Genomic DNA, 24055 nt, shown 5'->3' on the forward strand with positions numbered 1-24055 from the left:
TCACCACAACGTCACGGCAGTTCGTAGTCGAGGGTGAGGACGGCGCCGGACCCCTCGTGCGCGATGGTGATCTCCCCGCGCAGGCCGGCCAGGTCCCCGGTGCCGGTTCCGGGCAGCACCACGCCGGTCGAGCTCGACCACTCGCCGTCGACGACCCCGGTGTGCTGCAGGACGAACGAGCCGCTGCGCCCCTCCAGCTCTCCGGTGACCAGCTCGAGGGCGGCGTAGCCGACCGGCGCCTCCCCCACGGCGGCGCTGGTCATGGTGACGACGCTGCTGCCGGTCAGCGGCCCGGCGAACGTCTTGCGCAGGGTCACCCGCCCGAAGGTCACCGGCCCGGCCTCCCCCAGCTCCAGCGGCTCGGGTTCCCAGCCGGTGACCTCGAACGGGATCCTCACGACGGTGCCCATGCGGGCAGTGTGCCGGGCCGCACCGACATCACGGGGTGACGGTCACCTCGCCGGCGAACCGCAGCACCTGCTCCCGGGTGAACGCCTCGGGCGCCTGGACGACGAACGTCGTCCCGTCGGGGAACTGCGCCTGCAGGTACCAGCCCGCCTCGAGCGGGCCGCCGCCGATGCGCACCAGCTGCGCCGGGCGCCCGTTCACCGACACGTCGAGCACGGGGCCCACCGGGCCCATGAGCTCCCCGAGCAGCTCGTCGGCCGGGATCGGCCGCTCCGGCAGGAAGACCGTGACGGTCTGCTCCTCGTGGGCGTCGTCGACCAGGGTCAGGATCCGGTCGTCCTCGTAGGCGAGCACGGACCAGCCTGCCGGGGCCACGTGCACCTGCAGCGGCACGGGCTGCGGCCGTTCGACCAGCGCGTCCGCCACGTCCAGCAGCTCGTCGCGGTCGCCGTAGCGGCCCCGGCCGCTGATCTCCACCCAGCGGTCGTCGTCCCACTCGACGAGCACCACCTCGCGCGCCCGGACGTCGCCGTCGCCGTGCACGACCTCCTCGGTGAACACCTCGGCGTCGTGGCCCGCGACGGTGACCTCGCGCTCGGCGGCCGTGTCGCCCAGGTCGGGCTCGTCGGGGGTGACCCGCAGGGTGACGCCCTGGCTCTCGTCGGGCGAGCGGTAGACCGCGATGCGGACGTCGCCGGGGTCGGCGCTGTACGACGGCGTCAGCCCGACCGGTGCCGGGTCGAGGGCGAACGGGAAGGCCGGCGGCTCGAAGGCCACCAGCGTGACGCTGCCGGGCGGCGGGCCGAGCTCGTCGGGCGCGGCGACGACCACCGCCGTCGTCCAGGCGGCCGCGACGGCGGTGACCGCGAGGCCGACGCGGACGACCGTCCTCCGCCGCCGGGACCGGGCGCGGACCGGGTGCCCGGCGATCTCGTCGAGCAGGGCGGCGCGGGCGGCGGACCGGGTGGCCGGGGTCAGGGCCGGCGCCTCGGGCCCGGCCTCGCGGAGCAGGGTGATCTCGTTCATCGGGTCTCCTCCGGGCGCAGCGCGGCGCGGGTCCGGCGGCGGGCGCGGTTCAGGCGGGAGCGGACGGTGCCCACCGGCACGTCGAGGACGGCGGCGATCTCCTCGTAGCCGAGCTGCCCCCAGGCGAAGAGCAGCAGCACGTCGCGGTCGCGGGGCTCCAGCCCCTCCAGGGCGGCGGCGAGCGCGCCGCGCAGGGCCTGCGCGTCGAGCCGGTCGTCCGGCTCGTCGGCGGAGTGCTCCGGTTCGGCCGCGAGCCGGGCCAGCGCCCGGTAGCGGCGCTGCTCGGCGCGCGCGTGGCCGCGCAGGACGTTGGTCGCGATGCCGATCAGCCAGGGCCGCACCTCGACGTGCACGGCGCGGTAGGCGGCGCGGCGCCGGAAGGCCACCAGGAACGTCTCGCTGAGCAGGTCGTCGGCGAGCTGGCCGACGCGGCGGCCGAGGTAGCGGTGCACGGCGGCGGCGTGCCGGTCGAAGAGGACGGCGAAGCACTCGGGCTCGTCGACGGATCGCGCGATCAGCTCGCCGTCGGAGGGTGGGGGATGCACCGCGCGTAAGCCCCCGGCTGCGGTGGGTGAGGTGGTCACACCCTTCCATGTCCGGTGGGGCGGTCCGGGTTCACGCCGGGTCGAGCACCCGCTCGAAGAACAGCGAACCGGCGGCCTCCGGGTCGTCCACGTAGGCCCCGAAGGCGCCGATCTCGCGGTAGCCGGCACGCGTGTAGAGCCCGATCGCCTCCGGCTGGCGCGGCCCGGTCTCCAGCCGCAGCGTCGTCCAGCCGCGCGCGCGGGCGGCCGCCTCCAGGCCGGCCAGCACCGCCTTGGAGACCCCGCGCCCGCGCGCCTCCGGCACCACGTACATCCGCTTGACCTCGGCCACGCCGTCGCCGAGCGCGCGCAGGGCGCCGCAGCCGATCGCCGTCCCGTCGTCGTCCCGCACGAGCAGGGCGACGCTGACGTCGCCGACCGAGGGCGGGGTGCCCACCTCACCGGACCCGTCGTACCGCGCCCGCAGCTCGGCCTGCTGGGCGGCCGCCAGCCGCTGCACGTCGGGGTCGTCCCAGGCCACCGGCAGCGGCGTCACAGGACGATCCCGTGCAGCAGCAGGGCGGCCAGCTCGCGGTAGGCGCTCGCGTCGTCCAGCCCGGTGGCGCGGGCGGTGTCACCCCGGCCGATGCGGAACATCAGCGTCGTCACGGTGTCGGCGACCAGCGCCGGGTGCACCTCGCGGAAGCGCCCCTGCCGCACGCCCTCGTCGATCAGCTGCCGCACCCGCTCGGCGGCCGCCGCGGTGTTGCGCTCGTAGACCGCCCGGCCGGGCGGGAAGGAGTCGAGGTCGCGGTGGAACGCCGGGCTCGCCGGGGCCAGCGCGCGGGCGACGGCGGTCAGGTAGGCCGTGACCCGCCGCGCGGGGTCGGCCTCGGTGCGGGTCTGCGCCTCGACGGCCTCGGTCGCCTTGCGGAAGAAGTGCCGGACGACGCGCAGCGCCAGCTGCTCCTTGCTCTGCGCCAGCGTGTACAGGGTGCTCTTGGAGCAGTGCAGCCGGACGGCGAGGTCCTCGAGGGTGAAGCGCGCGAAGCCCTCTGCCAGGAAGAGCTCCTCGAGCTGGTCGAGCAGCTGCGCCTGCCGGCGCGTCATCGTCGGCGTCGTCATGGCCACCTCCTCGGCGGCACAGCATGCCGCCTGGACTCTCGACAGTACCGGGGTATCGTCCCCGGTACTGTTTCTCGACGGGGAGAAGGTGCCGTGCGGGTCGAGCGAGAGCTGCCGTCGGACGAGGCGCGGGACCTGATCGGCCTGACGCGCGAGCTGGCCGACGCCGAGCTGGCGCCGCGTGCCGCGGAGTACGAGCGCGAGGAGCGCTTCCCCCGCGAGGCCTTCCGCACCCTCGGCGAGGCGGGGCTGCTCGGCCTGCCGTTCCCCCAGGAGGCCGGCGGCGGCGCGCAGCCGTACGAGGTGTACCTGCAGGTGCTCGAGGAGCTGGCGATCCGGTGGGCGTCGGTAGCCCTGGGGATCAGCGTGCACACGCTGGCCTGCTCGCCCATCGCCAACTTCGGCACCGAGGCGCAGCGGCGGGACGTGCTGCCCGCGCTGGTGGGCGGGGAGCTGCTCGGGGCCTACTGCCTGTCGGAGGCGCACGCGGGCTCCGACCCCGCGGCGATGCGCGCGTCGGCCACCCCGGCCGACGACGGCTGGGTGGCGCGCGGCGAGAAGGCATGGGTCACCCACGGCGGGCAGGCCGACTTCTACTCGACCTTCCTGCGCACCCCCGAGGGCGTCTCCTGCTTCCACCTCACCCCCGACCTGCCCGGGTTCGCGCCCGCGCCGCCCGAGCAGAAGATGGGCCTGACCGCCTCGCACACGGCCGCCATCCGGCTCGACGACGTCCCGGTCCCCGCCGACCGGCTGGTCGGCGAGCCCGGCCGCGGCCTGGCCATCGCGCTGTCCGCCCTCGACTCCGGACGCCTCGGCGTCTCGGCGGTGGCGGTCGGGCTGGCGCAGGCCGCGCTGGACGTCGCCGTGGGCTACGCGGTCGAGCGCGAGGCCTTCGGACGCCGGATCGCCGAGCACCAGGGCGTCCAGTTCCTGCTGGCCGACATGGCCGCCGCGGTGGAGTCGGCACGGGCCACCTACCTCGCCGCGGCGCGGCGCCGCGACGCCGGGAAGCCGTACTCGCGGCAGGCGTCGATCGCGAAGCTGGTGGCGACGGACGCGGCGATGAAGGTGACCACCGACGCCGTCCAGGTGCTGGGCGGGGCCGGCTACACGCGCGACCACCCGGCCGAGCGGTACATGCGCGAGGCGAAGGTGTTCCAGATCTTCGAGGGCACCAACCAGATCCAGCGCATGGTCATCGGCCGGCACCTCGCCAAGGAGGCCGTGCCCGCGACCGCGTGAGGCGGCACGCTGGCGCTCGTGCGCGTCGTCACGCTGAACGTCTTCGGGCGCGGTCCGGACTGGCCCCGGCGCGGCCGCCTGCTGGCGGAGGGCCTGGGCGAGCTGGCACCCGACGTCGTCACGCTGCAGGAGGTCGTCGTCGGCGACGGCCGCGACCAGGCCCGCGAGGTGCTCGGGGACGGGTGGCACCTCACGCACCGCCAGGCGTGGGCCGACGGGCGCCGGATGACGACGGCGAGCCGCTGGCCGGTGGGGGAGGTCGTCGACGTGGGCCTGCCCGCGGGCTCCGGCGCTCCCGACTTCGTGGCGACGACGTTCGTCACGGAGCTGCTGGCCCCGGCGCCGGTCGGCCGCGTGTGGCTGGCCCACCACCTGCCGGACTGGCACCTCGACCAGGAGTCGGCACGGGTGCGCCAGACCCGCCGCGCCGCGGGGGCGCTCGAGGAGCTCGTGGCCGGCCGGCCCGGCCACGTCGTGGTGGCCGGCGACCTGGACGCCGACCCCGACGCCGACAGCATCCGGTTCTGGACCGGTCGGCACGTCGTCGACGGGCTGTCGGTCTGCTACCGCGACGCCTGGGCCGGCGTGCACCCCGGCGAGCCCGGGCACACCTTCGTCCCGGAGAACCCGTACGTCGCCGACCAGGACTGGCCGTACCGCCGGATCGACTACGTCCTCGTGCGCTGCGGGCTGCACGGCGGGCCGACGCTGCGGATCACCGACTGCCGCCGCGTCTTCGCCACCCCCGACACGGCCGCGAGCGACCACTACGGCGTGCTCGCCGACCTCGAGCCCCCACCGCCGCACTGACGCCGCGCAACCCTCCCGTACGATCTGTGGACAGACCGCTGACCTGGGGATTCAGGTCGCCCGGCCGGTCGGACGGCGGTAGACTTCGAACACCTGTACGGCCCTGGTGGGGAGGTGTTCGTGGAGCAGTTGGCCGCAGTGCTCGACGCGCTGGCCGCCGCCGACCTGCACGCCCTCTCCGCCGAAGGGCTGCTGGAGCAGGCGCGGGACCTGGTCGAGGTGGCCAACCGGGCCCAGGCCGAGCTGGCCCGCACCGTCCGCGCCGCCGACAGCAAACGGGCGTTCGCCGGGGACGGGATGGCGACGGCGCAGTCGTGGCTGCGCGGGCACGGCCGGCTCTCGCCCTCGGCGGCGTCCCAGCTGGTGCGGGTCGGGCGGGCACTGGAGCGGCTGCCGGCCGTGGCGGCCGCGCACGCGGCCGGGGCGATCACCGCCGACCAGGCCGACCTGATCGGCAAGATCACCGCACCGCGGCCGGCCGCGCTCGCCGCCGCCCAGGGGGTGGACCTGCCCGCCGTGGCCGCGGTGCTGGCCGGCTTCGCCGCGGCGCACGAGCACGCCGACACCGCCCGGCTGGTGCACACCCACCTGGCCCGGCTCGACGCCGACGGCCCGGAACCGGACCCCACCGAGCAACGGTTCCTCTCGATCGCCCGGCACGCCCCGACGGCACCGGGATCCACGTGATCCGACCACCGGCCGACGACCCCGCACCCGCCCGCGCCGGCTGAGGCCTGCCACCGGGAAGTCGTGACGTCCGTCAGTGGTCCCGAGGGGCCCGACGACGAAGACTGGAGCCATGCCCGAGCCCCGCATGCGCGCCGCTGACAAGGACCGCGAGGCGGTCGTCCGCCGCCTCGGCGAGCACATGGCCGCCGGACGGCTGACCGTGGCCGAGTACGAGGAGCGCTCGGCCAGGGCCGTCGCCGCCAAGACCTACGGCGACCTCGCCGTGCTGACCAGCGACCTGCCCTCGACCGAGCCGACCCGCCCCGCCGCGCCCGTCGCCTCGCAACGCCCCGGCCACGCCGGCCCCTGTGGCGCCGGCGCCTGGAGCGGGCACCCGTGGGGCTGGGGCTCGTCGACCCGGGCGGCGTGGAGCAGCTGGTCGGCGACCGCGGTCATCGTCCTCACCGTCTGGCTCATCACGTCGCTGGCCAGCGGCGCCCTGCTCTACTTCTGGCCCATGTGGGTCATCGGCCCGTGGGGCGCCGTGCTGCTCGCCCAGAGCCTGACCCGCGGCGCCTGGGACCGTCCCCGCTCCCGGCACCCGGAGCGGCTGACCCGCTGAGCGCGCCGAGCGGGGTCCCGATCAGCTCGGGACCCCGCTCCCATGCGGGCGGGACACCCCGACGGAGACGGTGACGGCAGTCCGGCGGGACAGGCCCGCCGCGCACCGAGAGGTCCGCCGACCGTGTCCGTCACCACCGCACCCGCACCCGCCACCACCGCGCGCCGCGCGCTCCCGCTGCCCGGCCGCAGGCTGGCGATCGCCTGCCTCGTCACCGGCGCGGTGCTCAACACCGCCGAGGCGGTGCTCCTGCAGTTCCTGCCCCCGCGACCGGAGGAGCTGGTCGACCAGCTGCCGCTGGTGGCCGAGCACCTCCCGCTCTTCAGCACCCGCCTCGTCGTCGGCACGCTGGCCATCCCGTTCATGGTGATCGCCTTCCTCGCCGCCGCCCGGCTGCTGGCCACCCGGGCCCGCCGCACGGCCGCCGTGGCCGGCGCGCTCCTGGTCGCCGGGATGTGGGGCTTCGTGGGCATCCACCTCCTCGGCCTCCTCCAGGTGCCGGCCTCCGCCCAGGCCGACCCGCAGGCCGCGGCCGGCCTGCTCGGCGCCGTGGAGGCGCACCCGCTGTTCCTCGCGCTGTTCCTCGCGCCCTTCCTCGTCGGCAGCGCCCTGGGCATGGCAGTCCTGGCGGTCGGCCTGCTCGTCACCGGCGCCGCCCCGCGCTGGATCGCGGCGGTGTGGCTGGCCTTCGTCGTCCTCGACTTCTCGGTCGGCGCCGTCGGCCCCGTGGACCCGCACTGGCTGTGGCTCGCCGGCGCGCTCGGGCTGGCGGCGCACCTCGCCCGACGGGGCGAGCCGTCGCCGCGGAACCCCTGAGCCGCGGTCCGGCCGGGCTAGGTTCTGCGACCGTGCTGCGAGCCCCCGGTGGGAGCCGGGCCCCCGTCGTCGGGGCCCGGCTCCTCGCCGTCGCCGCCACCACGGCCGCCGCGGTGGCGGTGGTGCTGCCCCTCGCCACCGGCGGCACGTGGCTGCCCGACCTGTTCCGGACGCCGGAATCCGTCGTCGCCCCCTCCTTCGCCGTCGCGGGCGCCCTGCTGGTGGGGCTGCCGGCCGCGCGCCGGCTCGGGTGGCTGCTCCTCGCGGTCGGCGCCTGCGCCGGCGCCTACGCGCTCGCCACCTCCTGGGCCGTCCTCGGCGGGGACGACGGGGTCGCCGGCTGGCTGCGCGGCTGGACGTGGGCGCCGGGCCTGCTGCTCGTGGCCACCGTGCTGCCGCAGGTCCTCCCCCACGGGCGGCCGCTGCCCGGCCGGTGGCGCTGGCCCCTGGCGGCCGCGCTGGCGGTCACCGTCGCGACGACGGTGCTGCTGGCCCTGCCCGGCGGCCGCCGGGACCCCTTCGCGCACCCCGTCTTCGTGCTCGCCCTCGGCGCGCTCGTCGCCCTGGGGATCGCCTCGGTCGTGGTGCGGGTGCGCCGCTCCGACGGCGCGGCCCGGCGGCAGCTCGCCTGGGTCGCCTACGGCGTCGGCGCCACCATCGCCGCCACGTTCCTCGCCCCCTGGTGGGGCGTCTCCCTGGCCGTCCTGCTGATCCCGGCCGGCATCGCCGTCGCCGCCTTCCGCTACCGGCTCTACGACATCGACCTGCTGGTCGACCGCACGCTGGTGCTGGCCGTCCTGCTCGGTCTGACGGCCGCCGTGTACGCCGCCGTCGTCGGGTGGGCGGGGGCCCTGCTCAGCGACCGCCGCGGGGCCGCTCCGTTCCTCGGCGCGTTCGCCGTCGCGCTGGCCTTCCACCCCGCCCGCGTGCGGGTGCAGCGGCTCGTCGACCGGCTGCTGCACGGCGAGCGCGGCGATCCGTACGCCCTGCTCACCCGCGTGGACGCCGTCCTCCGCGAGGCGGCCACCCCGCGGCAGGCGCTGCGCGAGGGCGCGGCGGCCGTCGCGGGGGGGCTGCGCCTGCGCGGCGCCGCCGTGGAAGTGCCGCTGCCCGACGGCTCGGTCGTCCGCGAGGGGTCCGGCGACCTCCCGGCGGTCGCCGCCCGCGTCCCCCTCGTCCTGCACGGCGAGCCGGTCGGCACGCTGCTGGCGGCCCCCCGCGCCGCGGCCGCCGCGCTCGGCCCCGCCGACGAGCGGGTGCTCACCGACCTCGCCGGCCGGCTGGCCGCGGCCGCGTACGCCGTCCGCCTCTCCGGCGCCCTCGAGGAGTCCCGGGAGCGGCTGGTCACCGCCCGCGAGGAGGAGCGGCGACGGCTGCGCCGCGACCTGCACGACGGGCTGGGCCCGCAGCTGTCCGCCGTCGTCATGACCCTGGACACCGCGGCGTCCGCGCTGCGCCGCCAGGACCCCGAGCGGGCCGGCACGCTGCTCGCCGCCGCGGGCGGGCAGGCCGCGGAGGCGGTGTCCGACGTCCGCCGCCTGGTGCACGGTCTCCGTCCCCCCGCGCTCGACGACCTCGGCCTCCTCGGGGCGCTGCGCGCCACCACCGCGCCCCTCGCCGACGGCGGTCCGGCCGTGACCGTGACGGCCGACGGCGACCTGACCGGGCTCCCGGCGGCGCTCGAGGTGGCGGTGCTGCGGATCGTCCAGGAGGCGGTGCACAACGCCGTCCGGCACGCGGGCGCGCGCACGGTGGACGTCACCGTGCGGTCCGGCCCGCACGGTGTGGAGGTGGACGTGGTCGACGACGGCCGGGGGCTCGCCCGCGACCGCACCCCCGAGGTGGGGCTGGCCTCGATGGCCGAGCGGGCCGCCGAGCTGGGCGGCTCGTGCGCGGTCGGCCCCGGTGCGCTCGGTGGCACGCGGGTGCACGCGGTGCTGCCGCGGCAGGAGCCGGCATGAGGGCGGTCGTGGCCGACGACCACCCGGTCTTCCGGCAGGGCCTGCGCGTGCTGCTCGAGGACCTCGGCGTCGACGTGGTCGCCGAGGCGGCCGACGGCGAGGAGGCCGTCGCCGCGGTGCGGCGCGAACGCCCCGACGTCGTCCTCATGGACCTGCAGATGCCGCGGCTGACGGGCATCGAGGCGACGCGGCAGCTGGTGGCCGCCGACCCCGACGTGCGGGTCCTCGTCCTCACCATGGTCGCCGACGACGACGCCGTCTTCGCCGCGATCCAGGCCGGCGCGCTCGGCTACGTGCTCAAGGGCGCCGGGCAGGAGGAGATCGGCCGCGCCCTCGCCGCGGTCGGGGCGGGTCAGGCCGTCTACGGCGCCGAGATCGCCCGCCGGCTGCGGGCCTTCTTCACGGCCGGCTCCGGGGTGGTGGCCCGGCCCTTCCCCGAGCTCTCCGACCGCGAGCGGGAGGTGCTGGACCTGGTCGCCGCCGGCCTGGCCAACGCCGAGATCGCCCGCCGCCTGTACCTGTCGGACAAGACGGTGCGCAACCACATCACGTCGATCTTCGCCAAGCTGGGCGCCCGGGACCGCGCCGAGGCCGTCGTCCGCGCGCGGGAGGCCGGCCTCGGCCGGTCGCGCTGAGCCCCGTCAGGCGGCGAGCCGGTGGTGGCGGCAGCGGCCGCCGGCGGTGGGCCGCGCGGCGCACGGCGCGCCGGCCTTGGTCACCCCGCCGCTGTCCCCGCAGCGGGCCGGCGCCGCCGGGGCCACCGGGCGCGGGAACGGCAGGATCACGGCGTCGGGCACCGGCAGGACCGGCGCGACGGGCACGGTCGGCGCGGCGGGCACGGGCGCCGCGCCGAGCGCCGGACGACGGCGCGCGGGCAGCCGGCGCAGCGCCGCGGAGGCGGCTGCGCCGAGGGTGAAGGCGACGAGGGCGGTGGCGACACGGCGGGCACGCATGCCCTCCTCATCGGCGGTCCAGGCGGCCGACGGGACCCCGGGACGACGAAGGCCGCGGGAGCAGCTCCCGCGGCCTTCGTGCACGTGTGGGCAAGGGGGGAGTTGAACCCCCACGTCCTTCCGGACACACGGACCTGAACCGTGCGCGTCTGCCATTCCGCCACTTGCCCTGGCGCTCCAGAACACTAGCAGCACCTCCGCGGACGCCGGTGCAGGGGCCGTCGGCGGGACGCCTCCCGGGGCGTCGCGCGGTTCCTGGCCGGTCGGCGGCCCCGCGCCCGGCTACGATCACCAGTCAGACGTCGGCGGCGAGCGCAAGGGAGCGACTGTGGGTGTGCTGCAGCGCTTCGAGCGACGACTCGAGGGCATGGTCGGTCTCGCCTTCGCCCGCCTGTTCAAGGGCAAGGTCCACCCGGCGGAGATCGCCAAGGCCCTCCAGCGGGAGGCCGACGAGCAGCGCAACGTGCTCGGTGAGGGCCGCGTGCTCGCGCCCAACCTCTACACCGTGCGGCTGGGCCGGGTCGACTACGAGAACCTCGCCGAATGGTCCGACCAGCTCGCCGGCGAGCTCGCCGACATGGTGACCGAGCACATCGCCGACGAGGGGTACCAGACCTTCGGTGACGTCCAGGTGACCCTGGAGCTCGACGAGGAGCTGCCCACCGGCGTCTTCGAGGTCAGCTCGCACGTCGCCGACCCCGCCCGCCCGCCGTCGCGGGAGGCCCGCCTGGCGCCGCCCCCGGTCAACGGCGCCAACCCCAGCGCGGCCCACCCCGCGCTGCCGCCGCTGCCCCCGTTGCGCGGGCGGGTGGCCACCGACACCGGCCGCCAGTCGCCGTCGGTCGTCGGCCGTGCCGGGTCGCGGGTCCAGCACGTCCTCGTCGTCGACGGCCCCGGGACGCGGCACACGCTGACCAGCGGCCGCAACATCATCGGCCGCGGCACGGAGGCCGACATCCGGCTGCCCGACACCGGGGTCAGCCGCAAGCACGTCGACGTCGTCCTCGACAACGGCACCGCCATCGCCGAGGACCTCGGCTCCACCAACGGGACGCTGGTGAACGGCCGGCGGATCAACCGCCAGGCCCTGTCCGACGGCGACGTGATCCGCATCGGGCACTCGGTGCTGGTCTACCGGCAGGACGGCGCGTGAGGTCGCGGCTGGAGAACCCCCGAACCGGCAGCAGCGTCCCCGCCGAGGTGGGCGCATGACCGCCGAGATCGTCCTGCAGATCTTCCGCTTCGGCTTCCTGCTGCTGCTGTGGCTGTTCATCTTCGCCGCGTTCCGGGTCGTCCGCGCCGACCTGTTCGGCGGCCGCGCCGGCCGGGTCGCCTCCGTCCCGCCGAGGGCGACGCCCTCGGGCAAGAAGAAGGCCCGCGGTCCGCGCACGCTCGTCGTCACCGCCGGCCCGCTCACCGGCACGAAGATCACCCTCGGGGAGCAGTCCATCCTCATCGGCCGCGCCGACGACTCCACGCTCGTGCTGACCGACGACTTCGCCAGCTCGCGGCACGCCCGCCTCACCAACCGCGCCGGCTCGTGGTACGTGGAGGACCTCGGCTCCACCAACGGCACCTACCTCGACACACAGCGCGTGCAGGGCCCCATGCTGGTCCAGCCGGGCCAGGTGATCCGGATCGGCCAGACGGCGCTGGAGCTGCGCTCATGAGCCTGGTCCTGCGCTACGCGGCGCGCTCCGACCGCGGCCTCATCCGCGGCAACAACCAGGACTCCGTCTACGCCGGGCCCCGCCTGCTCGCCGTCGCCGACGGCATGGGCGGCCACGCGGCCGGTGACGTCGCCAGCAAGGTCGTCATCGCCGCGCTCGAGCACCTGGACGACGACGCGCCGTCCGGCGACATGCTGCAGGCGATGCGCCAGGCGGTGTTCGAGGGCAGCGAGCACCTGCGCGAGGTGATCCGCGAGGCCCCCCAGCTCGAGGGCATGGGGACGACGCTGACGGCGATCCTGTTCGCCGGCGGCCGGCTGGCCCTCTGCCACGTCGGCGACTCCCGCGCCTACCTGCTGCGCGACGGCCAGCTCTCCCAGATCACGCACGACGACACGTTCGTCCAGACGCTGATCGACGACGGCCGGATCACGCCCGAGGAGGCCAACAGCCACCCGCAGCGCTCGCTGCTGCTGCGCGCCCTCAACGGCCAGGACGTCGAGCCCGACCTGTCCATGCGGGAGGCCCGCGCCGGCGACCGCTACCTGCTCTGCTCCGACGGGCTCTCCGGCGTCGTCAGCGAGGAGACCCTCGCCGAGGCCCTCAAGGACCCCGACCCGCAGTCGACCGCCGACCGGCTCATCGAGCTGGCGCTGCGCAGCGGCGGCCCCGACAACATCACGGTGATCGTCGCCGACGTCGTCGAGGACACCGGCCAGCCCGTGCTCATCGAGCCGGTGGTCGACGGCGCGGCCGGCGACAACGTCGGCCAGCGGCAGGTCGACCCCCGCTCGGCCGCGGGCCGCGCCGCCCTCGCCGACCCGCCGCCCCCGCCGCCGCCCGCGGTGCAGTCCGTCGTCGGCCCGCCGGTCCGGCGCCGGCGCCCGTGGCGGCTGGTGTTCGTGGCCCTCGGCCTGGTCGTGCTGCTCGTCGCCGGCGGCATCGGCACCTACGTGTGGGCCCTGCAGCACTGGTTCGTCGGCGTGGACGGCTCCGGCGACGCGGAGCGGGTGGCGGTCTTCCGCGGCCTGCACACCTCGCCCTTCGGCGTGGACCTCTACCGCCTCGACCGGGCCACCGACCTCGCCGTCAGCGACCTCGAGCCGGTGGCCCGCAGCCGGGTGCGCGACGGCATCGAGGCCGACGACGCCGCCGACGCAGAGCGCATCCTGACCGCGCTGCGCGACCAGCAGCTGCCGGTGTGCCCCGACCCGGAGGAGTCGACCAGCACGCCCAGCGCGTCGCCGAGCACCGAGCCGTCCGGTCTGCCGCCGCTCACCACGGACCCGTCGATCACACTGGCACCGAGCACGCCCACGACCACGACCACCGAGAGCCGGGCGACGACGCCGTCCTACGAGCCGGGAGTGGACTGCCGGGAGGAGAAGTGATGGCCGGGCCGTCCACCGACCCGCGCGGCATCGCCGCCGCCGGCGCCTCGCCCAAGCGCCGGGGCACGGAGCTGGCCCTGCTGGGCTTCGCCGTCCTCATCACGCTCGCCGCCCAGTGCATCGTCGACCTCACCGTCACCGGGTCGCTGCGGCCGGAGCTGGCGACCTTCGGGATCTGGATCACCGCCCTGTGGGCCGTGGCGCACGTCGTCGTCCGCAGGTGGGCGCCCTACGCCGACCCGCTGCTGCTGCCGTCGGTCGCGCTGCTGGTCGGCCTCGGGCTGTCGGTGATCCACCGGCTGGACCTGGCCGGCAGCCAGGAGGGCGGCGCCGACACCAGCGAGAGCGCGCCCACCCAGCTGCTGTGGGCCACGATCGGCGTGGCGCTGTTCGTCGCCGTGCTGGTGGTCATCCGCGACCACCGGGTGCTGTCCCGGTACGCCTACACGCTCATGCTCGTCGGCCTCGTGCTGCTGGCCGTCCCGGCGCTGCTGCCGGGCTCGATCTCCGAGGTCAACGGCGCCAAGATCTGGATCCGCGTCGCCGGCTTCTCCATCCAGCCCGGCGAGTTCGCCAAGATCTGCCTGGTCATCTTCTTCGCGGCCTACCTGGTCGACAAGCGCGACGTCCTCGCGCTGGCCAGCCGTCGGGTGGCGGGCCTGGAGCTGCCCCGCGGCCGCGACCTGGGCCCCGTCCTGGTCGCCTGGGTGTTCTCGATCCTCGTGCTGGTCTTCGAGCGCGACCTGGGCAGCTCGCTGCTGTTGTTCGGCATCTTCGTGGTGATGCTCTACATCGCCACCGAGCGGGCGAGCTGGCTGCTGATCGGCCTGGGGCTCTTCGCCGGTGGCGCGCTGCTGGCCTACCAGCTGTTCGCGCACGTCCAGGCCCGCGTCGACGTCTGGCTCGACCCGTTCGCCTACCGCGACGACGCCGGCTACCAGCTCGTGCAGTCGCTGTTCGGCCTGGGCACCGGCGGCCTGTTCGGCGCCGGGCTGGGCAGCGGCCGGCCCGACCAGGTGCCGGTGGCGAAGAGCGACTTCATCACGGCCGCGATCGGCGAGGAGCTGGGGCTCTTCGGGCTGGTCGCGGTGATCATCGTCTACCTGATCCTCGTCGAGCGCGGCCTGCGCACCTCGCTGATCGTGCGCGACGCCTTCGGCAAGCTGCTCGCCGCCGGCCTGGCCTTCGCCATCGCCTGGCAGGTGTTCGTCGTCCTGGGCGGGGTCACCGGGCTGCTGCCGCTGACCGGCCTGACCACCCCGTTCCTGGCCTACGGCGGCTCCTCCCTGGTCGCCAACTTCGGCCTCGTCGCCCTGCTGGTGCGGATCAGCGACGCCGCGCGCCGCCCGGCCGCGCCGCCGGCGCCGCAGCCGCCGCGGCTCGGTGACGCCCCGACGGAGGTCGTGCAGTCGTGAACGCGCCGCTGCGCCGCGTGGCGATCAGCGTGCTGGTGCTGTTCACCCTGCTGATCATCAACGTCAACTACATCCAGGTCGTCCGCTCCGACGAGCTGCGCAACGACTCCGGCAACACCCGCGTGCTGCTCGAGGAGTACGAGCGCGAGCGCGGGTCGATCGTCGTGGAGGGCACCGAGATCGCCCTCTCCGTGCGCACCGACGACCGGCTGACCTACCTGCGCCAGTACCCGCAGGGGCCGACCTACGCCCCGGTCACCGGCTACTACTCGCTGATCTACAACACCTCCATGCTGGAGCGGGCCGAGAACGACGTGCTCGCCGGCAACGACCCCCGGCTGTTCGCCCGGCGGCTGGCCGACCTGTTCACCGGCCGCGACCCCTCCGGCGGCGACGTCGTCCTCACCCTCGACCCCACGCTGCAGCAGACCGCCATGGAGGCCCTCGACGGCGTGGTCGGCGCCGTGGTCGCCCTCGACCCGTCCACGGGCGCCGTGCTGGCCCTGGCCAGCACGCCGACCTACGACCCGAACCTGCTCTCCAGCCACGACCCGGCCGGCATCCGCGACTACGCCGCCCAGCTCGACGCCGCCGACACCGACCCGCGCAGCAACCAGGCGATCTCGCAGCGCTACTCGCCGGGGTCGGTGTTCAAGGTGGTCGTGTCCGCGGCGGCCCTCGAGGACGGCTACACGCCGGAGACGGTCATCCCCGCCCCCGACCTGCTCACCCTGCCGGGCACCAGCACGGAGCTCGAGAACTTCAACGGCGAGACCTGCGACCCCAGCCAGGAGCAGCCGCTGATCGACGCGCTCACCATCTCCTGCAACACCGCCTTCGCCCAGCTGGGCATCGACCTCGGCGAGGACCGGGTCCGGGAGATGGCCGAGGCGTTCGGCATGGACGGCGAGGGTTTCCGCATGCCACTGTCCGTGGCGGGCAGCACCATCGGCGACATCGCCGACGACGCCCAGCTGGGCATCAGCTCCATCGGGCAGCAGGACGTGCAGATGACCCCCATGCAGGCGGCGATGATCGCCGCGGCGGTGGCCAACGACGGCACGCTGATGCAGCCCTACCTGGTCGACCAGGTGCGCGCCCCCGACCTCACGGTCATCGACCAGACCGAGCCGGAGGAGCGGGCGCAGCCGATCTCCGCCGACGTCGCCGCCCAGCTGCAGGAGATGATGGTCAGCGTCGTCGAGGACGGCACCGGCCGCCGTGCCCGCGTCGACGGCGTCACGGTCGGCGGCAAGACCGGCACCGCGGAGATCGGCGAGGGCCAGAGCCCGCACACCTGGTTCATCGGCTTCGGCAGCGAGGGCGACCGCGAGATCGCGCTCGCCGTGTTCGTGCGCAACGGTGGGCAGAGCGGCACCGAGGGCACCGGCGGTGACATCTCGGCTCCCATCGCCGGCCAGGTGATGGAGGCCTACTTCGGGGAACAGGGGGGCTGATGGCGCTGTCCCTGGGCACCCTCCTCGCCGGGCGCTACGAGATCACCGCACCCATCGCCGTGGGCGGCATGGGCGAGGTGTGGCGGGCGCGCGACCGCGTGCTCGACCGCACGGTCGCGGCCAAGGTGCTGCGCAGCGAGTTCACCGGGGACCCGAACTTCCTGGCCCGGTTCCGCAACGAGGCCCGGCACACCGCAGCGCTCTCCCACCCCAACATCGCCTCGGTCTACGACTACGGCGAGACCGTCGACGAGCGCACCGGCCACAACCTGGCCTTCCTCGTCATGGAGTTCGTCGACGGCCAGCCACTGGTCACGATCCTCCACGAGGAGGGCCGGCTCCCGGTCGACTGGACGCTGCACGTGCTCGGCCAGGCCGCCGAAGGGCTCTCCGTCGCCCACCGGGCCGGGGTGGTCCACCGCGACATCAAGCCCGGCAACCTCATGGTGCGGCCCGACGGCGTGGTGAAGCTGACCGACTTCGGCATCGCGCAGGCCCGCGACGCCGCCCCCCTCACCCGCACCGGCATGGTCGTGGGCACCGCCCAGTACCTCTCGCCGGAACAGGCGCAGGGCTTCGAGGTCACCGCCGCCTCCGACGTCTACTCCCTCGGCGTGGTCGCCTACGAGTGCCTGACCGGCGTGCGGCCCTTCGACGGCACCTCGCAGGTCGCGATCGCCCTGGCGCACATCAACCGGCCGCCGCCCCCGCTGCCCGCGGAGATCCCCCGGGCGGTGCGCGAGCTCGTCGAGCGGGCGCTGGCCAAGGACCCGGCCGAGCGCTTCCCCGACGGCGGCGCCTTCGCCGAGGCGGTCCGCGCGGTGGCCGCGGCCGCCGGTCCGGTCGCGGCGGCCGGCGGCCCGGTCACGGCGGCCACCACCGAGGTCATCGCCATGCCCGAGGACGGCACCCGCGTGCTCGGCGGCGGCACGGGGGCCGCCGCGGCGGTCCGCGGCCCCTCCACGTCGCCGCGGACCATGCCGCCGCTGCAGGGCCCGCCGGTCGACGGGGACGACGACCGGCGGGACGACGGCCAGCCGGCGCGGCGCAACCGGCGCGGCCTGTGGATCGCCGCCGTCGTCCTGGCCGTGCTGCTGCTGGCCGGCGGCGGGTGGCTGCTGCTGAGCGGCGACGGCGAGGAGAGCCCTCCGGGCGGCACCACGGCCAGCGCCTCCTCCACCAGCGCCGCCCCCACCACGGCCGGGACGGTGGTCGTCGACACCGCCGCCTACATCGGCCGGCCGTACGACGAGGTGCGCACCCTCCTCGAGGGGCAGGGGCTGCAGGTCAACCGCGAGGAGGCCGGCGAGGACCGGCTGGCCGCGCTCGGGCGGGAGCTCGCCGCGGGCGCCGTCGCCGGGTCCGACCCGGCCGACACCACCGTGCCGGTCGGCTCCGCGGTCATCCTGTTCGTCGCCGGGGACGGCTACGCGCCCGACGACGGCGACGACGGCCGGCCGACCGAGCAGCCGCAGCAGACGACCTCGTCGTCGACGACCTCGCGGCCGACGACCTCCTCGCAGGCCCCGACCACCACCACGTCCAGCCCCACCGAGACCACGACGGAGACGACCACGGCCACCGCGCCCGGGACGACGGCCGGCGAACCCCCCGCGGGCGAGGGGCCGGCGGAGGGCGAGGGTCAGGCGGACGGGGAGAGCCTCGGTGCGGCGGCTGTGCCGGATGGGACGTAGTGGTCCTCGACGTCCGGGATTCCCGGGATCCGGCGGCCGCGCCGGTTAGGGTGGCCGACGGCCCCCTCCGGCACCGCCCGGGCGTCCCCCGGGGCGCGCACGGCACCACCCGAGAGGACCCCGTATGACCACCCCGCAGGTGCTCGGCGAGCGCTACGAGATCGGCGGGGTGCTCGGCCGCGGCGGCATGGCCGAGGTGCACCGCGGGCGCGACCTGCGGCTCGGCCGCGAGGTCGCCGTCAAGGTCCTCCGCCAGGACCTGGCCCGCGACCCCTCCTTCCAGGTCCGCTTCCGCCGCGAGGCCCAGGCGGCCGCGTCGCTGAACCACCCCGCGATCGTCGCGGTCTACGACACCGGCGAGGACCGCACCGCCACCGGCGCGACGCCCTACATCGTCATGGAGTACGTCGAGGGCGAGACGCTGCGGGACGTGCTGCGGCGCGAGGGCGTCCTGCCGGCCGACCGGGCGATGACCCTCGCCGCCGACATCTGCGGCGCCCTGGACTTCAGCCACCGCAACGGCATCGTCCACCGGGACGTCAAGCCCGGGAACGTGATGATCACGCCGCAGGGGTCGGTCAAGGTGATGGACTTCGGCATCGCCCGCGCCGTCTCCGACTCCGCGGCCACGATGACGTCCACCGCGGCGGTCATCGGCACGGCCCAGTACCTCTCGCCGGAGCAGGCCCGGGGCGAGAGCGTCGACGCCCGCTCCGACGTCTACTCCGTCGGCTGCCTGCTCTACGAGCTGGTCACCGGGGCGCCTCCGTTCACCGGCGACTCCCCGGTCTCGGTGGCCTACCAGCACGTGCGGGAGGACCCGCGCCTGCCGTCGTCGATCAACCCGGCGGTCCCGCCGGAGCTCGACGCCATCCTGCTCAAGGCCATGAGCAAGAACCCGGCCAACCGGTACCAGTCGGCCGCCGAGATGCGCAACGACCTGCTCCGGGCGCTCGCCGGGCAGCGGGTCGAGGCCACCCCGGTGATGAACGACGCCGAGAAGACGACCCTGCTCTCGGCGGTGCCCGGCGCCGTCACCGACGACCAGGACTGGGACGAGGACCCCGAGGCGGCCCGCCGCAAGCGGCGCAACCGGATCATCGCGATCGTCGCGGCGGCGCTCGTGCTCGTCGGCGGGGCCGTGGCCCTGTTCCTGCTCCTCGGCGGCGGCGACGAGGAGCAGCCGCCGCCGGCCACGCAGCAGGTGACCGTGCCCAACGTCGTGAACCTGACGGAGGCCGACGCCCGCGCCCAGATCGAGGGCGCCGGGCTCGTCGTCGGCGACGTGACGACACAGCCGAGCACCGCCGAGCAGGAGGGCCTGGTGCTCTCGACCACCCCGGCCGGCGGCGCGGCCGCCGACGAGGGCACCGAGGTCGACCTGGCCGTGGGCGCCGGGCCGGACACGCTCGCCGTCCCGGCCGTCGTCGGCCTGGACCTCGACGAGGCCCGCGACAACCTCCGCGGCGCCGGTTTCACGGGGAACATCAACACCGAGCAGGTCGACAGCCTCGCCCCCGAGGGCGAGGTCGTCGACATCGACCCGGCGCAGAACTCGCAGGCGGCCCCCGACGTCGAGATCACCCTGTCGGTGTCCGACGGCGACGCCCCCGTCCCCGCCGTCGTGGGTCAGCAGCAGGCCGCCGCCGAGCAGGCCCTGGCCGACGCCGGCTTCGGCAACGTGGTCGTCGAGGAGGTCGAGTCCGAGCAGCCCGCGGGCACGGTCATCGGCGTCGACCCGGGCGCGGGCCAGCAGGCCGCCGCAGACACGCAGATCACGCTCCAGGTGGCGTCGGCGCCCACCCAGCTGACCGTGCCGCCGTCGATCGTCGGCCAGACCGAGGCGCAGGCGCGCGCGATCCTCCAGCAGGCCGGCTTCACCAACATCACGGCGATCCCCACCGATCCCGAGGCCGGCACGCCGGGCACCGTGGCCGGGTCCGACCCCCAGCCCGGCACGCAGGCCGACCCGGACACCGAGATCACCCTGCTGGTGGTCCCCGCGGCGCCGACCCCCGGCACGGAGGACTGAGCGAGCCCCCCGCAGGGCCTCGCTAGGCCGAGGCGGCGGCCAGCCGGCGGGCGCCCGCCGACGCCGCCTCGAGCCGCTCGGGGTCCGGCGCCAGGCCGCAGGTGGTCAGCCAGTTGGCCAGCATGCGGTGGCCGCCCTCGGTGAGGACCGACTCGGGGTGGAACTGCACGCCCTCGATCGGCAGCTCGCGGTGCCGCAGGGCCATCACCACGCCCGAGGGGGTGTGCCCGGTGACCTCGAGCTCGTCGGGGACGGTGGCCGGGTCCACGGCCAGCGAGTGGTAGCGGGTGGCGGTGAACGGCGACGGCAGGCCGGCCAGGACGCCCACGCCCTCGTGCACCACCTCGCTGGTCTTCCCGTGCAGCAGCTCCGGCGCGCGCACGACCTCGGCGCCGAAGGCCTCCGCGATGCCCTGGTGGCCCAGGCACACGCCGAGGACGGGGGTGCCGGCCTCGGCGGCCGCCCGCACCATCGGCACCGTCACGCCGGCGTCGGCGGGCGTGCCGGGGCCGGGGGACAGCAGGACCCCGGCGACGTCGAGATCGGCCAGCTCGTCGACGCTGACGGCGTCGTTGCGCCGCACGACGCAGCCGACGCCCAGCTGGCCCAGGTACTGGACCAGGTTGTAGACGAAGCTGTCGAAGTTGTCGACGACGAGGACGGGCCGGTTCGCGCGCACCCCTCAGGTGTACACGGCCGCGCTGCCCGCGTCGTCCCCCGGCCGCGTGCTGCCGGGCCTCAGCGGCCGGTGGCGTGCTGCAGGTCCAGCGGCCCGCTGTAGGCCGGGAGGGACACCTCGGCCCGCTCCCGGACGGTGAAGGTCAACCCGAACGCCTGCACCGCCTGCTGCAGGACCGCCACCTGCGGCGAGGCGGCCAGCTGGGCGCGCACGGCGTCGGCGTCGGCGACCGCGGTGATCACGAACGGCGGCGAGTAAGTGCGGCCCTGCAGGAGCAGCACGTTGCCCACGCAGCGGACGGCGCTGGTGGCGATCAGCCGCAGGTCCATGATGGCGACCCCGTCGGCGCCGGCGGCCCAGACGGCGTTGACGACCGCCTGGACGTCGGACTGGTGGATCACCAGGTCGTCCGGCCGGGCGTTCACCGGCAGGGTGCCGTCGGCCCGCGGCGGGGCGTCGTCGAGCACGATCTCCAGGCCCGGGCCCGTCAGCGGCACCAGCGCGGCCGACAGCGCTCCGGCGTCGGCGGCGTCGCGTGCGGCGGCGACGTCGCCGTCGCGGGCGGCCACCTGGTCGGTGAGCCCCTCCGCCTGCTCCTGGAGCTCGGCCAGCTGCGCCTGCTGGCTGCGGATCTCCTGGCCGCGCTGCACGATCAGCTCCGACAGCTCGGTGACCTCGCCGGCGCGCAGGTCGGTGCCCTGGGCGGTCCGCCCCGAGGTGGCGAAGAGCAGGCCCGCGGCGAGCGCGACCACGGGCACCAGCGCCGACCAGGCGGAGGGCCGGCGCAGGGGGCGCCGCAACCGGAGCGTCGACAGGGCCACGCGGACCTCCTCTCGGCCGTCGGGGCGGTACGAAGGGGGGAGGACACCACGGCGCAACCCCACCGCCGTCCCCTCGAAGCTTAGGCTGGGAGGCAGTTGGCGGCCGGTACGCCGAACCGGCCCGCGGAGGGAGTTCGCACGGTGCCCAAGTCCAAGGTGCGCAAGAAGTCGGTCTACACGCCGCCGGCCGACGCCCTGCAGTCGCGCGGTGCCCGCGCCAAGGCCGCCCAGCCCAGCCCGCGCTGGTACGCCGTCGTGATGGTCGCCCTCATGCTGCTGGGCCTGGCGTGGATCGTCGTGTACTACGTCGCCGGCGACCGCATCCCCGTGATGGTCTCCCTCGGCGCGTGGAACTTCGCCATCGGCTTCGGCGCCATGGTCGCCGGCCTGGTCATGTCGATGCGCTGGCGCTGACGGAGGACTCCGTTCGCCCCGTCCCGGCGCCTGTACACGAGGCCCTCGTCCCCCTGGGGACGGGGGCCTCGCTCGTTCCCGCCCTGGGGATTCTGTGCACAGCGACCGGCTGAGTCCACAGGTCGACATGGCGCTCCACCCCCAGGGTTGTCCACCGAGTGTGGAGAGAGGGAACCGGTCGTCACACCGCTGACCTGCGATTTCCGCCGCGCTGGGACTCGTGTGACCAGCCCGCCACCCGCGTAACTACACCGATGTGAGTCTGTCCCCAGCTGTGCACACAGCTGTGGAGAAGTCGACTTGTGTGCCGGGGCGCGGCGGTGACCTGCGGCTTTCCCGCGCCCCCCGGGTGTGGATCGGCACGCGCGTCGGTCACGGGGAGCAGCCGACCGCCCACGGGGCCCCGGCTGGCAGCCTGGGGACGTGCAGTGGTCCCCCCGCGCGGCCGAGACGGTGGCGCTCACCGCGATCGGGCTCGGTCTGGCCCTCGCCGTCCTGCTGGTCGACCCGCTGGGCCGGGTGCTCGTGGGCGCGGCGGCGCTGCTGGTGCTGGGGACGGCCGCCCGGGACGCGCTGCTGCGCCCGCGGCTGGCGGCCACGCCCGACGGCGTCGTCGTCCGCACCCTGACCGGGCGTCGGGTGCTGCCGTGGAGCGGGCTGCGGGTGCGGGTCCGGACCAGCTCGCGGTGGGGGCTGCGCAACCGCACCCTCGAGCTCGACACCGCCGCCGGGCCGGACGACGAGGGCGTCCTGGTCGTCCTCGGCCGGCGCGACCTCGGTGCCGATCCCGAGGTGGTGGCCCGAGCGCTGCGCGCGCTCGACCCGTCCTAGAGGACGGCGACCGTCGGCACCGCCAGGCAGAGGACCAGGAGGACGACGGCGAGCACGGCGACCCCGGCCAGCTGCGCCGGGCGGCTGCGGCGGGCGGCCACGAGCAGCCCCGTGGCCGCGATGCCCGCGAGCAGCCCGCCCAGGTGGCCGACGATCGAGATGCCGGGCACGAGGACGCTGACGAGCACGTTGATGGCCAGCAGCGCGACGATGCCGCGCAGGTCCTGCCGCCGGGCCACCATGAGGACCGCCAGGCCGCCCATGAGGCCGTAGAGGGCCGTGGAGGCGCCCGCGACGGGGACGCCGGGGTGGCTGAACAGCTCCACGGCCGCCGCGCCGCCGAGGACCGACAGGAAGTACAGCGCCAGGTAGCGCCAGCGGCCGAGGGCGTGCTCGAGCTCGGTGCCGAAGACCAGCAGCGCGAGCATGTTGAGCGCCAGGTGCACCGGGCCGACGTGCAGGAACGCGGCGGTGACCAGCCGCCACACCTCGCCCTGGTCGACCAGGACCGGGTACTGGGCGAGCCAGAAGAAGACCGAGGAGTCGTAGTTGTCGAGCGGGTCGTACCCCGCGACGCCGGCGGAGACCGCGGTGACCACGAACATCGCGACGTTGACCGCGATGAGCGTGAGGGTCACCGGCCCCCAGCGGCGCCCCGCCGACCGCACCCCGCCGCCGCGGACGCGGCGCACGCCGGCCTGCCCGGCGCGCACGCACTCCGGGCACTGGAACCCGACGGAGGCCGGGACCATGCACTCGGGGCAGATCGGCCGCCCGCAGCGGGTGCAGGAGATGCCGGTGGCGCGGTCCGGGTGCCGGTAGCAGGTGGTGGTCGGCGGGGCCGGCTGGGGCTCGCTCAGCTGCGCTGCACCTCGACCGACTGGATCACGACGTCCTCGACCGGACGGTCGTTGCGGCCGGTGGACACCTTGGAGATGCGGTCGACGACGTCGCGGCTCTCCTGGTCGGCGACCTCGCCGAAGATGGTGTGCCGCATGTTCAGGTGCGGGGTCTTCCCGACGGTGATGAAGAACTGCGAGCCGTTGGTGCCGGGCCCGGCGTTGGCCATGGCGAGCAGGTACGGCCGGTCGAACTGCAGCTCGGGGTGGAACTCGTCCTTGAACTGGTAGCCGGGGCCGCCGTAGCCCTGCCCGAGCGGGTCGCCGCCCTGGATCATGAAGCCGTCGATGATCCGGTGGAAGATCGTGCCGTCGTACAGCGGGGCGGTGGTCTTCTGCCGCGTCTCCGGGTGCGTCCACTCCCGGCGGCCCTCCGCCAGGTCGGCGAAGTTCGCCACCGTCTTGGGCGCGTGGTCGGGGAACAGGTTCAGCCGGATGTCGCCGTGGTTGGTGTGCAGGACGGCACTGCGCGCGGGGGTCGATTCGGTCACGCCGTCCACTCTCCCACTGCGGGCGGGGGCCGCGGGGGGCCGGGGAGCGGGACCTCCGACCCTGACCCGATGTGGGGGAACGAGATCCCCCGATTTGGCTCT

At 75.5% G+C, this 24055-nt stretch carries 26 protein-coding genes and 1 tRNA gene; 16 read left to right on the top strand and 11 right to left on the bottom strand.

From position 1 onward, the window contains the following. Positions 1-11: 11 nt before the first annotated feature. From ACI78S_RS06790 to ACI78S_RS06810, 5 genes are all read right to left on the bottom strand, one after another. Positions 12-410, bottom strand: coding sequence for a DUF3224 domain-containing protein (locus ACI78S_RS06790; RefSeq protein WP_456971484.1), 399 nt, complete (start codon positions 408-410; stop codon positions 12-14). A gap of 28 nt (positions 411-438) precedes the next feature. Further along, the gene (locus tag ACI78S_RS06795) at positions 439-1434 is read right to left on the bottom strand and encodes a hypothetical protein (RefSeq protein WP_456971486.1); all 996 of its coding nucleotides are present in this window, start codon (positions 1432-1434) and stop codon (positions 439-441) included. Then, entirely contained in the window at positions 1431-1979 is a 549-nt protein-coding gene (locus ACI78S_RS06800) for an RNA polymerase sigma factor (RefSeq protein WP_456971488.1), read from the bottom strand. Before ACI78S_RS06800 ends, ACI78S_RS06795 begins: the two co-directional genes overlap by 4 nt. Before the next feature lie 70 nt (positions 1980-2049). Beyond that, positions 2050-2514, bottom strand: a complete 465-nt coding sequence (locus tag ACI78S_RS06805) for a GNAT family N-acetyltransferase (RefSeq protein ID WP_456971490.1) — start codon at positions 2512-2514, stop codon at positions 2050-2052. Then, entirely contained in the window at positions 2511-3083 is a 573-nt protein-coding gene (locus ACI78S_RS06810) for a TetR/AcrR family transcriptional regulator (RefSeq protein ID WP_456971492.1), read from the bottom strand. The genes ACI78S_RS06805 and ACI78S_RS06810 overlap by 4 nt, the downstream gene beginning before the upstream one ends. Positions 3084-3176: 93 nt before the next feature. On the opposite strand from ACI78S_RS06810, the gene ACI78S_RS06815 reads away from it, so the two are divergent. From ACI78S_RS06815 to ACI78S_RS06845, 7 genes are all read left to right on the top strand, one after another. After that, on the top strand, positions 3177-4328 hold the full coding sequence (locus ACI78S_RS06815; protein WP_456971494.1) for an acyl-CoA dehydrogenase family protein: 1152 nt from the start codon (positions 3177-3179) through the stop codon (positions 4326-4328). A gap of 18 nt (positions 4329-4346) precedes the next feature. Then, entirely contained in the window at positions 4347-5138 is a 792-nt protein-coding gene (locus ACI78S_RS06820; RefSeq protein ID WP_456971496.1) for an endonuclease/exonuclease/phosphatase family protein, read from the top strand. Between the two features lie 120 nt (positions 5139-5258). Next, positions 5259-5825, top strand: a complete 567-nt coding sequence (locus ACI78S_RS06825) for a hypothetical protein (RefSeq protein WP_456971498.1) — start codon at positions 5259-5261, stop codon at positions 5823-5825. Positions 5826-5937: 112 nt separating this feature from the next. Then, a complete protein-coding gene (locus tag ACI78S_RS06830) occupies positions 5938-6429 on the top strand; it encodes a DUF1707 SHOCT-like domain-containing protein (RefSeq protein ID WP_456971500.1) in 492 nt (163 codons plus the stop codon). A gap of 123 nt (positions 6430-6552) precedes the next feature. Next, positions 6553-7245, top strand: a complete 693-nt coding sequence (locus ACI78S_RS06835; RefSeq protein WP_456971502.1) for a hypothetical protein — start codon at positions 6553-6555, stop codon at positions 7243-7245. A gap of 32 nt (positions 7246-7277) precedes the next feature. Then, positions 7278-9206, top strand: coding sequence for a histidine kinase (locus ACI78S_RS06840; protein ID WP_456971504.1), 1929 nt, complete (start codon positions 7278-7280; stop codon positions 9204-9206). After that, positions 9203-9841, top strand: coding sequence for a response regulator (locus ACI78S_RS06845; RefSeq protein WP_456971506.1), 639 nt, complete (start codon positions 9203-9205; stop codon positions 9839-9841). The genes ACI78S_RS06840 and ACI78S_RS06845 overlap by 4 nt, the downstream gene beginning before the upstream one ends. Before the next feature lie 6 nt (positions 9842-9847). Here the strand turns inward: ACI78S_RS06845 and ACI78S_RS06850 are convergent, their stop codons facing one another. Continuing rightward, entirely contained in the window at positions 9848-10159 is a 312-nt protein-coding gene (locus ACI78S_RS06850; protein ID WP_456971508.1) for a hypothetical protein, read from the bottom strand. 87 nt (positions 10160-10246) lie between these two features. Then, a tRNA-Leu gene (locus ACI78S_RS06855) sits at positions 10247-10329 on the bottom strand. Positions 10330-10487: 158 nt separating this feature from the next. Here ACI78S_RS06855 and ACI78S_RS06860 point away from each other — a divergent pair. From ACI78S_RS06860 to pknB, 7 genes are all read left to right on the top strand, one after another. Next, the gene (locus tag ACI78S_RS06860) at positions 10488-11312 is read left to right on the top strand and encodes an FhaA domain-containing protein (RefSeq protein WP_456971510.1); all 825 of its coding nucleotides are present in this window, start codon (positions 10488-10490) and stop codon (positions 11310-11312) included. 55 nt (positions 11313-11367) lie between these two features. Then, entirely contained in the window at positions 11368-11829 is a 462-nt protein-coding gene (locus ACI78S_RS06865; RefSeq protein ID WP_456971512.1) for an FHA domain-containing protein FhaB/FipA, read from the top strand. After that, positions 11826-13220, top strand: coding sequence for a PP2C family protein-serine/threonine phosphatase (locus tag ACI78S_RS06870; protein ID WP_456971514.1), 1395 nt, complete (start codon positions 11826-11828; stop codon positions 13218-13220). The genes ACI78S_RS06865 and ACI78S_RS06870 overlap by 4 nt, the downstream gene beginning before the upstream one ends. After that, positions 13220-14635: an FtsW/RodA/SpoVE family cell cycle protein gene (locus tag ACI78S_RS06875; protein ID WP_456971516.1), complete on the top strand. Its 1416-nt coding sequence runs from the start codon at positions 13220-13222 to the stop codon at positions 14633-14635. The genes ACI78S_RS06870 and ACI78S_RS06875 overlap by 1 nt, the downstream gene beginning before the upstream one ends. Then, positions 14632-16092, top strand: coding sequence for a peptidoglycan D,D-transpeptidase FtsI family protein (locus ACI78S_RS06880; RefSeq protein WP_456971518.1), 1461 nt, complete (start codon positions 14632-14634; stop codon positions 16090-16092). The genes ACI78S_RS06875 and ACI78S_RS06880 overlap by 4 nt, the downstream gene beginning before the upstream one ends. Continuing rightward, positions 16092-17786: a serine/threonine protein kinase gene (locus ACI78S_RS06885; RefSeq protein WP_456971520.1), complete on the top strand. Its 1695-nt coding sequence runs from the start codon at positions 16092-16094 to the stop codon at positions 17784-17786. Before ACI78S_RS06880 ends, ACI78S_RS06885 begins: the two co-directional genes overlap by 1 nt. A gap of 124 nt (positions 17787-17910) precedes the next feature. Next, positions 17911-19818 (top strand): Stk1 family PASTA domain-containing Ser/Thr kinase, encoded by a 1908-nt coding sequence (pknB, locus tag ACI78S_RS06890; protein WP_456971522.1) that lies wholly within the window; start codon positions 17911-17913, stop codon positions 19816-19818. 22 nt (positions 19819-19840) lie between these two features. Here the strand turns inward: pknB and ACI78S_RS06895 are convergent, their stop codons facing one another. Both ACI78S_RS06895 and ACI78S_RS06900 read right to left on the bottom strand, forming a co-directional pair. After that, a complete protein-coding gene (locus tag ACI78S_RS06895) occupies positions 19841-20497 on the bottom strand; it encodes an aminodeoxychorismate/anthranilate synthase component II (RefSeq protein WP_456971524.1) in 657 nt (218 codons plus the stop codon). A 59-nt stretch (positions 20498-20556) separates the two neighbouring features. Continuing rightward, positions 20557-21318: a DUF881 domain-containing protein gene (locus tag ACI78S_RS06900; RefSeq protein ID WP_456971526.1), complete on the bottom strand. Its 762-nt coding sequence runs from the start codon at positions 21316-21318 to the stop codon at positions 20557-20559. A 141-nt stretch (positions 21319-21459) separates the two neighbouring features. Between ACI78S_RS06900 and crgA the strand changes: the two genes are divergently transcribed. Both crgA and ACI78S_RS06910 read left to right on the top strand, forming a co-directional pair. Beyond that, entirely contained in the window at positions 21460-21732 is a 273-nt protein-coding gene (crgA, locus tag ACI78S_RS06905) for a cell division protein CrgA (protein WP_456971528.1), read from the top strand. A 423-nt stretch (positions 21733-22155) separates the two neighbouring features. Further along, complete coding sequence (locus ACI78S_RS06910) at positions 22156-22563, top strand: PH domain-containing protein (protein WP_456971530.1); 408 nt, start codon at positions 22156-22158, stop codon at positions 22561-22563. Here ACI78S_RS06910 and ACI78S_RS06915 read toward each other — a convergent pair. Both ACI78S_RS06915 and ACI78S_RS06920 read right to left on the bottom strand, forming a co-directional pair. Next, positions 22560-23315 carry a rhomboid family intramembrane serine protease gene (locus ACI78S_RS06915; protein ID WP_456971532.1) on the bottom strand — a complete coding sequence of 252 codons (756 nt, stop codon included), beginning with the start codon at positions 23313-23315 and terminating at the stop codon, positions 22560-22562. The genes ACI78S_RS06910 and ACI78S_RS06915 overlap by 4 nt on opposite strands. A 104-nt stretch (positions 23316-23419) precedes the next feature. Further along, the gene (locus tag ACI78S_RS06920) at positions 23420-23953 is read right to left on the bottom strand and encodes a peptidylprolyl isomerase (protein ID WP_456971534.1); all 534 of its coding nucleotides are present in this window, start codon (positions 23951-23953) and stop codon (positions 23420-23422) included. Positions 23954-24055 lie beyond the last annotated feature (102 nt).

The sequence above is a fragment of the Geodermatophilus sp. SYSU D00815 genome, from assembly GCF_054050035.1.

Bases quoted from the DNA above. Each gene is read 5' to 3' on its own strand.
- ACI78S_RS06870 (WP_456971514.1), top strand. From the start codon at position 11,826: ATGAGCCTGGTCCTGCGCTACGCGGCGCGCTCCGACCGCGGCCTCATC.
- ACI78S_RS06875 (WP_456971516.1), top strand. From the start codon at position 13,220: ATGGCCGGGCCGTCCACCGACCCGCGCGGCATCGCCGCCGCCGGCGCC.
- ACI78S_RS06845 (WP_456971506.1), top strand. From the start codon at position 9,203: ATGAGGGCGGTCGTGGCCGACGACCACCCGGTCTTCCGGCAGGGCCTG.
- ACI78S_RS06830 (WP_456971500.1), top strand. From the start codon at position 5,938: ATGCCCGAGCCCCGCATGCGCGCCGCTGACAAGGACCGCGAGGCGGTC.
- ACI78S_RS06795 (WP_456971486.1), bottom strand. From the start codon at position 1,434: ATGAACGAGATCACCCTGCTCCGCGAGGCCGGGCCCGAGGCGCCGGCC.
- ACI78S_RS06850 (WP_456971508.1), bottom strand. From the start codon at position 10,159: ATGCGTGCCCGCCGTGTCGCCACCGCCCTCGTCGCCTTCACCCTCGGC.
- ACI78S_RS06810 (WP_456971492.1), bottom strand. From the start codon at position 3,083: ATGACGACGCCGACGATGACGCGCCGGCAGGCGCAGCTGCTCGACCAG.
- ACI78S_RS06885 (WP_456971520.1), top strand. From the start codon at position 16,092: ATGGCGCTGTCCCTGGGCACCCTCCTCGCCGGGCGCTACGAGATCACC.
- ACI78S_RS06790 (WP_456971484.1), bottom strand. From the start codon at position 410: ATGGGCACCGTCGTGAGGATCCCGTTCGAGGTCACCGGCTGGGAACCC.
- ACI78S_RS06865 (WP_456971512.1), top strand. From the start codon at position 11,368: ATGACCGCCGAGATCGTCCTGCAGATCTTCCGCTTCGGCTTCCTGCTG.
- ACI78S_RS06915 (WP_456971532.1), bottom strand. From the start codon at position 23,315: ATGGTCCCGGCCTCCGTCGGGTTCCAGTGCCCGGAGTGCGTGCGCGCC.
- pknB (WP_456971522.1), top strand. From the start codon at position 17,911: ATGACCACCCCGCAGGTGCTCGGCGAGCGCTACGAGATCGGCGGGGTG.